The sequence below is a fragment of the Bacillus sp. LL01 genome (assembly GCF_001037965.1).
The window spans coordinates 1-7,705 of the sequence record NZ_LFEL01000070.1 but is presented as its reverse complement, the minus strand read 5'-3'; the positions used below and the strand labels follow the sequence as shown (position 1 = coordinate 7,705).

Sequence of the window (7,705 nt, the reverse complement as noted above, 5' to 3'; positions counted from 1 at the left end):
TGAGTGTATCTTGATGACATTTCTCGCAATGATCTTCTGTAGAGTGTGTTTGTTTTTTTCGCTTCGCCATAACACCCTCCTACCTTAGATCAAAAATGAACCGAACCGTCTCGAAAAAGCCCAGTGGAACCATTGCAATTTGAATAACAAAATAAACAATAATAGCAGCAAACGGAACAGATAGCATTAGTGGCTTTTTCATTCTAAAAGCGAAAAAGATCGATAACGCTGTAATAAGTAAAAACACGTATAACATAAGAAACCTCCTTTAGGTCATTTTATTCCTGAAGCTTTTTCCTCAGACCGGATGGTCAGTCTTTTTTAGTACTAATACAGTTAAAATCAGTATTATGTAAGCGTTATCATAAATTCTTTCAAAGAATTGGAACATCCTCATCTTTTTATAGCGGTGTTCCATAACAGTCTTTTTACAAGGTTTATTATTTCAAATATTCTGAAATATGTCAAGCTAGTGAATAAATCTATTTGGGAAAAATTCATAGACAAAATGCGACTCGCAAGGGGCCGGAGTGAGGCTTGTTGGAGAGATCACTTGATTATTCGGGCGAACACACTAAAAAGCGACCCACGCATCTATGCGTGAGTCGCTTACTTACTAATTAACCAATAGTATTTTCTTCTTCATCTGAATCTTCAGCACCGTCTTCGTCTTCAGCTGGTGTTTCAACTTCATCCTCATCACCTAGTGCATCTGGCTTCTCTTCGGCAGGCTTGTCTTCACCATCACCTTCAGCAGGCTCTGTACCTTCTGCTGGTGCTTCCTCCTCAGCCTCTGCTGCTTCTTGTTGCTTTTTCACAGCATCACCGATTGAATCAATTGGTTGCTCAAATACATCTGAAGGGTTTACAGCAATTCCGTCTTGACGAATCGCAAAGTGAACGTGAACGCCGGCATCTTGATTGTACAGATTACGTGCTGCTTGACCAATGACGTCGCCTTGTTTCACGACTTCACCTTCTGCAAGGTCTACCTTATCTAAACTGTGGTAATGCGTAACAATCCCATTGTCATGGTCAACCTCWACAACATATCCAAGAAGTGCATCTTTTTCTGATTTTACAACAGTTCCACTTAGCGCAGCGACCACATCAAAGCTTGCATTTTCAACGTGACCAAAATCAATTCCTTTATTCTGGCGGTATTCATTATTGTAGTATACTAAAGCTTGTTCTTTTTCTTCAGCTGATCCTGCTTCGTCAAAGTAATGAACAACAACTTCAATTCCTTCTTCTTCCACAACAGGCTTTTTCACCACTTCATTCGCGGCGGTTACTTCAACTGCTTCCTCACCATACATACCATCTTGAGACGGGTCTACAACCTCGACACCTTCACCTGGTGCAGATGACTCATCTCCACCTTGCATGAATAATACGGCACTTAATACCCCAGCTGCTGCGACTAGATAAACTGCGGGAACAACCCAGCGCTTCTTTAAGAAGCTTTGTAGATCAAATGAATTTTCCTCATTTTTAGAAGAGCGTTTATTTTCTTCTTCTCTCATTTCTCATCACCTCAGCAACCAGTTTGAGCTGATTGATGGAAATATATACATATAACTAAAAATTTTTTTAGATTAGTTTTCGACAAAGGTGATTTTGTTATGCATAGATTGGAGAAATAAATAAAACTAATTCTCGAATAACAACAAAAAGACCCGCCCCCACAGCAGGTCTTCTCTCCTTTATTATTCCGCTTTTGCCGTTAATTTCGCTTCATAGGTGTCTACCGATTGGATGCTCACCCCTTGATAATAGTGATGAACAATCTCCTCGTAGCTCTTCCCCTCTTTAGCCATGCCATCTGCTCCGTACTGACTCATCCCAACGCCATGTCCCCATCCTCTTGTCTGAATGACGACCTGATCGCCTTGACGCTTCCAATCAAAGTCTGATGAATCAAGCTCCAGCTTGTCGCGAACCTCACGTCCACTCAACTCTTTACCTCCCACACTGACACTAGCCACACGTCCACCATCTGTACGAGCAACAATCGACCCTACCGTCCCATCACTCGGTAAGCTGACCCCAAGCTTCTGCTCTACTTCCCCAACAGAGAGTACTTTTTCAGCTGTGAAGCGTGGAGAAGTTTGATCCCACGGACTCTCTACACTACGTAAATACGGAATCGGATTCGGCCAATAATCCTCAGAGTTCTCTGTAAACCCATTACTCGTTGAGAAAAAGGCTGCCGTAATTGGTTCCCCGTCGTACGTTAAGACTTGTCCCTTTGTTTCTAGAACCGCCTCTTTAATACGAGCATACTTTACGTCGTAGTCACTGCCCCAACTATTTTTCAGCTCGTCTTTGCTTTGATACACCTGGTGCATCACAGTATCCGTTACCATCGCTTCACCAGGAAGCTCCACATCCCCTGGCTCTAGCATTTGCCTTAAAATGTAGGTTCTTGCGGTCAATGCTTGTGCTTTTAATGCTTCCATCTCAAATGTCGCCGGCATCTCAGAAGCAACCACTCCAACTACGTATTCTTCAAGCGGTACCTCTTCAACGAGTTCTTGCTTGCTTCTAAATACTTGGATCGCTACATCTGATTCTGGCCGATAGGTGACTTGAGTCGATTCGGTTGGTTGCTGTTCGCCTGTCGTAGGCATCACTGTTGATGTTGATCGATCTCCGATTAACACCATCATCGTTGGAATGATGAGCACAACCGTGCAAAGAATTGTTGCGATAATGAGTAACCGTTTCATATTCAAGCCTCCATTATGTCGTTGATCTCTTTCTAATTCTATGAGTAGCCTCTCCGATGTAGAACAAGTTCTTTTCTAGCTGTGCTAAATACGTACATGCTTGAATAGAGATCAATTACAAGCTAAGGATTTTGCGTATTAGGAGGGTCATCTATGCTACGGAGAAGAAACCCACTGCAACCTTTTGTCTTACCAGCTATTGTGCTTATTGCGCTCTTTTTTCTTATCGTCTTTTTCTTTATTCCGTCTGAGGCAAGACACGTTAAGAAAGTGGTCAATGAATTTTATTCATTAGAACAAGAGGCAAAGTTCTCTTCATCTTGGGATTTGTTTCATTCATCGATGAAAGCTCATTTTTCTCGTGATCGCTACATTAGTGATCGTCCCCATACGTTTATGAATCATTTTGGTGTGGATACATTTGACTTTCATTTGAATCGCCCAAAGAAGTTGAAGAACTGGAAGATGTWTGACGACACAGAGATCATGGAAGCTTATGAAGTGATAGTAACGAAGTCATATCGTGGCACCTATGGCCATTTCGAGTTTATTCAATATGTTTATGTAACTTATGAAGAAGGCGCTTGGAGAATATTGTGGGACTACAAAGAGGAGTAAAGAAGTGCAAGCTTCTCTTTTCACATATGTGGACAACCTGTTAATAACCTATTTATATAGAACCTATCAGGAAAATATGACTGTTTTTAAAAAAAGAGGAATAAAGAAGGTAATATTCAGAATATAAGAATAAAAAGGATCATAATAGGCAAGAGTGGTAAGGAAGCTTCTTTACTTATGTGCGATCTGATGCAACATATGTGTGCAATATTGAGAATATGTTCGACTGAGTACTACTTATGTGCGCAATTCTTCAATTATGTGCGCAATCAGAGCTTTATGTGCGATCAACGTATTTTCCCAGCATATATGAGCGAAATGCCCAGCAAAGACCAGCAGCGACCTCTCAAACGAAGCTTTTGCTGTGCCACATCCACACCACTAAAAATAGCAAAACAAAAAGCCCTTCGAAAAGGGCTTTTGATTAAAGGTTTGAGTTTACACGTAATGGAGCTTCTTGAGTTGTTGTATCTTCTTCAACTTGCTCTTTCACACGTTCAACGTCTGCTCCTAAAGCTTGTAGCTTGCCAGCAAGATCAATATATCCGCGATCGATATGCTTAAGTTCAGTGACGCGTGTAACACCGTCTGCTACAAGACCAGCGATAACTAGAGCTGCACCTGCACGTAAGTCAGTTGAAGCTACTTCTGCTCCTTGAAGATTGTTAGGACCAGAAATGATCGCTGAACGTCCTTCAATTTTAATATTCGAGTTCATGCGACGGAACTCTTCGACATGCATGAAACGATTTTCGAATACAGTTTCAGTGATTACWCTTGTTCCTTTTGCGTGCAAAAGAAGTGCCATCATTTGAGCTTGCATGTCTGTTGGGAATCCAGGATGAGGCATTGTTTTAATGTCGATCGCCTTAAGTGTTTCTGGGCCAACTACACGTAAACCATTTTCCTCTTCTGTGATCTCAACACCCATTTCACGCATTTTTGCGATTAATGGACGAAGGTGCTCTGCAATCGCGCCTTCAACTAGTACATTTCCGCGAGTGATTGCCGCTGCAACCATGAATGTTCCAGCTTCAATACGGTCACCAATGACTGTATGCTCTGCACCGTTAAGTTCAGGCACACCTTCGATACGAATGACACCTGTACCAGCTCCGCGTACTTTTGCTCCCATTCCATTCAGATAATTCGCAAGACAAACGATTTCTGGCTCTTCTGCTACGTTTTCAATGATAGTCGTACCTTCTGCAAGTGCTGCAGCCATCATGATGTTCTCAGTAGCACCTACACTTGGAAAGTCAAGGTAGATCTTCGTTCCTTGTAACCTACCATCAATACGTGCCTCGATAAAGCCATTTCCAATCTCAACAGTGGCTCCCATTGCTTCAAAGCCTTTTAAGTGTTGGTCAATCGGACGTGAACCAATGGCACATCCACCAGGAAGCGCGATGCGTGCTTTACCTACTCGTGCAAGTAAAGGACCCATTACTAAGAAAGACGCTCTCATCTTGCGAACATATTCAAATGGTGCTTCTGTTTTTAAAGCCTTCTCAGCATTTACTTTAAATGTATTGTTTTCATATTCCACATCAATATTTAAGTTACGTAATACTTCTTTCATCGTGTATACATCAGCAAGTTCTGGCACATCATAAAGATGGCTTGTGCCTTTTCCAGCTAAAATCGATGCAGCAATTACGGGTAGCACAGCATTTTTAGCACCTTCAACTTTCACAGTGCCTTCTAGCTTATTGCCACCACGGACAATAATTTTTTCCAACGTATTCCCCTCCGCGTCTAGAAATTATAGTCTATTCTATATCATCAATATTCAGTCGTAATAATAGGCGTTCCTATTGTCACGGTTGTACCGGAGCCCATTGTATCTCCGCTTCTTAATGCAACTTGCWGGTTCATCTTGTTACCATTTGTGACAATGGCATCTGTCCATACATCATTGTATGCAGAAACCGAGACAAACGTTTCTTCATTCAGTGATTCAATCTCCGTAGCACCGAGAGTTGATATCATCGCTCTCGCTTGCTCCATCAGAGAAGGTTCCACGTATTCAGAATCTTCCGCTCGCACAGATGTTACTTGGGAGTAAACAGGCGAGTCTTGCAGGGAAAATAAAGTTCTTCTCTCTTCAAGTAATTCGTGTAGTTCTCTCTCACCAAGCGCTTGTGTGGATGTTCCATTCAGTTCATAAGTGTGGATGATTTCATAGGATCCATTTTGTTCGTATGCATAGATACTAAGTCTTTCAAAGCTATCGTCCTGGTTTAATGAACGAGTTGCCGAGACTGACCACTCTGCCTCAGACATGTGTACGTCACTCACATCCCAATCAGTGAATTGGTTGTTCAAATTATGTACATGTTGCAAGAAGGCGTCTTGGCCTTTTATCTGACCTTGTCCCTCTCTCATTCGCAACTGCCACTCTTGAACGATTAATTCTTCGTGATGTGCTAGTTCTAGAATAGATTCGATTTCACTTAAGTTGTTGTTATGAGCGTGACTTATTGTTGCCTGCAAATAACTGTACCCTAGAATTATGAAAATGAAACCAAAAAATATAGTTCGTACCATGTTCATAAGACTCACTCCCCCAAATAAAGCTGATTACTACCATTTTTACCTTGAGGAGTAAAAGCATACATGGAAGTTGTAGTCATTACTCGACATAAACTTCCTTTACCACAAATACCGTAACATCGTTGAAGCATTGTAATAATCCAGAAAAAAGCTACTGACTAACTGGGCTATGGCAATGGTGACTAAGATCACCAATGCTTTTGCCTTTGGGCTATTCGGTTCTTTGACAAATAAATCAAACTTAAATGCTTGCAATGCCCACCATGTAATCGCCAAAAACATGACATTTACGAATAGGTGGATTAATGCTTGCTGACCCAAGCCTTCAAACACAATGTAACCCCCAGTTCCAATCCTTCTTTCGTTGTTACCGATTAGTAGAAATTTGTCGATTGCTTTCGAAAAATAGAAGTCAAGCATAAAGCAATCCATTTTTCATCTTAACGGATTTCCATTAAAAAATCTATAGTGATCTATCATTAATTTTATAGTGGTACGGACCTATCTTTTGACATCTTTGTCRTCTAAATCATGACTATTTACACAGACGCTGCACACTCTTCTATCATAGTTCAATTATATGGAAAATATTCTCATAATCAAGTGGATATTTCAGTTGAAATGCTGACGTATTTGTGAAAGTTTGCTTTTAAAGAAAGCGAAAAAGTTAGTGGGATAATTAGAGTGGATTAACAAAAAAAGCAAGGTGAGCATCACGCTCACCCCGCTTCGTTTTTACTTATTTACCAGAGACATCAAGACGGTTGATCGCTTTCTTAAGAGCAAGCTCAGCACGTTTGAAGTCAATAGCATCTTTCTTCGTAGAGTTAACACGATCTTCTGCACGTTCTTTTGCAGCACGTGCACGCTCTACATCAATCGCTGATGGTAATTCAGCAGCCTCAGCTAAAATCGTTACTTGGTCAGGGCGAACTTCAACGAAACCGCCACTAACTGCAACTTTTTCTTCAGAGTTGCCTTTTTTCAAGCGTACAGCTCCAACTGTTAAAGGAGCAACTAACGGAATATGTTTTGGCAAGATACCAAGTTCGCCCTCAATTGTGCGAACAACTACCATATCCACATCACCATCATACACTTTGCCATCAGGAGTAACTACATTTACACGAATCGTCGACATGTGAAAACCCTCCTCGAGTAGCATCACGGGGTTTAGTTTATGCATAAACGAGTGCACTAGCATTCGCTAGTGCCCCCGCTTTAGTTTATGCGATGCGTGAATTACGCCATTTGTTTTCCTTTTTCGATAACTTCTTCAATGCGTCCAACAAGACGGAATGCATCTTCAGGAAGGTCATCATATTTACCATCAAGGATTTCCCTGAACCCTTTGATTGTCTCTTTAACTGGCACGTAAGAACCCTTCTGACCAGTGAACTGCTCAGCAACGTGGAAGTTTTGAGATAAGAAGAACTGGATACGACGCGCACGGTGTACAACAAGCTTATCTTCTTCAGAAAGCTCGTCCATACCTAGGATTGCGATAATATCTTGAAGCTCTTTATACTTTTGAAGCGTTTGTTGAACTTGACGTGCAACACTGTAGTGCTCATCTCCAACGATTTCAGGAGAAAGTGCACGGGATGTTGATGCAAGTGGATCTACCGCAGGGTAAATACCCATCTCAGACAATTTACGCTCTAAGTTTGTAGTGGCATCCAAGTGAGCGAACGTAGTCGCTGGCGCTGGATCCGTATAGTCATCGGCTGGTACATAGATCGCTTGGATTGATGTAACCGAACCAACTTTAGTTGATGTGATACGCTCTTGAAGCTGAC

Annotated in this window: 8 protein-coding genes and 1 pseudogene; 1 reads left to right on the top strand and 8 read right to left on the bottom strand. The window is 41.5% G+C overall.

Annotated elements, in window-relative coordinates:
- Positions 1 to 79 precede the first annotated feature (79 nt).
- The 3 genes from AB685_RS31830 to spoIID all read right to left on the bottom strand — a co-directional run bounded on the left by AB685_RS31830 (position 80) and on the right by spoIID (position 2,732).
- The gene (locus tag AB685_RS31830; protein ID WP_047973161.1) at positions 80 to 256 is read right to left on the bottom strand and encodes a hypothetical protein; all 177 of its coding nucleotides are present in this window, start codon (positions 254 to 256) and stop codon (positions 80 to 82) included.
- Between the two features lie 364 nt (positions 257 to 620).
- Positions 621 to 1,526 (bottom strand): M23 family metallopeptidase, encoded by a 906-nt coding sequence (locus AB685_RS24300; protein ID WP_047973160.1) that lies wholly within the window; start codon positions 1,524 to 1,526, stop codon positions 621 to 623.
- Positions 1,527 to 1,709: 183 nt separating this feature from the next.
- On the bottom strand, positions 1,710 to 2,732 hold the full coding sequence (gene spoIID / locus AB685_RS24295; RefSeq protein WP_047973159.1) for a stage II sporulation protein D: 1,023 nt from the start codon (positions 2,730 to 2,732) through the stop codon (positions 1,710 to 1,712).
- Between the two features lie 153 nt (positions 2,733 to 2,885).
- Between spoIID and AB685_RS24290 the strand changes: the two genes are divergently transcribed.
- The gene (locus tag AB685_RS24290) at positions 2,886 to 3,350 is read left to right on the top strand and encodes a hypothetical protein (protein ID WP_047973158.1); all 465 of its coding nucleotides are present in this window, start codon (positions 2,886 to 2,888) and stop codon (positions 3,348 to 3,350) included.
- 424 nt (positions 3,351 to 3,774) lie between these two features.
- Here AB685_RS24290 and murA read toward each other — a convergent pair whose 3' ends face one another.
- The 5 genes and pseudogenes from murA to AB685_RS24265 form a co-directional block, all read right to left on the bottom strand.
- A complete protein-coding gene (gene murA / locus AB685_RS24285) occupies positions 3,775 to 5,091 on the bottom strand; it encodes a UDP-N-acetylglucosamine 1-carboxyvinyltransferase (protein ID WP_047973157.1) in 1,317 nt (438 codons plus the stop codon).
- Between the two features lie 44 nt (positions 5,092 to 5,135).
- Entirely contained in the window at positions 5,136 to 5,906 is a 771-nt protein-coding gene (locus tag AB685_RS29915; RefSeq protein WP_053073944.1) for a YwmB family TATA-box binding protein, read from the bottom strand.
- Between the two features lie 99 nt (positions 5,907 to 6,005).
- Complete coding sequence (locus AB685_RS24275; RefSeq protein WP_347230883.1) at positions 6,006 to 6,326, bottom strand: DUF1146 family protein; 321 nt, start codon at positions 6,324 to 6,326, stop codon at positions 6,006 to 6,008.
- 319 nt (positions 6,327 to 6,645) lie between these two features.
- The gene (locus tag AB685_RS24270) at positions 6,646 to 7,047 is read right to left on the bottom strand and encodes a F0F1 ATP synthase subunit epsilon (RefSeq protein WP_047973156.1); all 402 of its coding nucleotides are present in this window, start codon (positions 7,045 to 7,047) and stop codon (positions 6,646 to 6,648) included.
- A gap of 101 nt (positions 7,048 to 7,148) precedes the next feature.
- Positions 7,149 to 7,705: pseudogene (locus AB685_RS24265) on the bottom strand (F0F1 ATP synthase subunit beta); the annotation flags it as partial.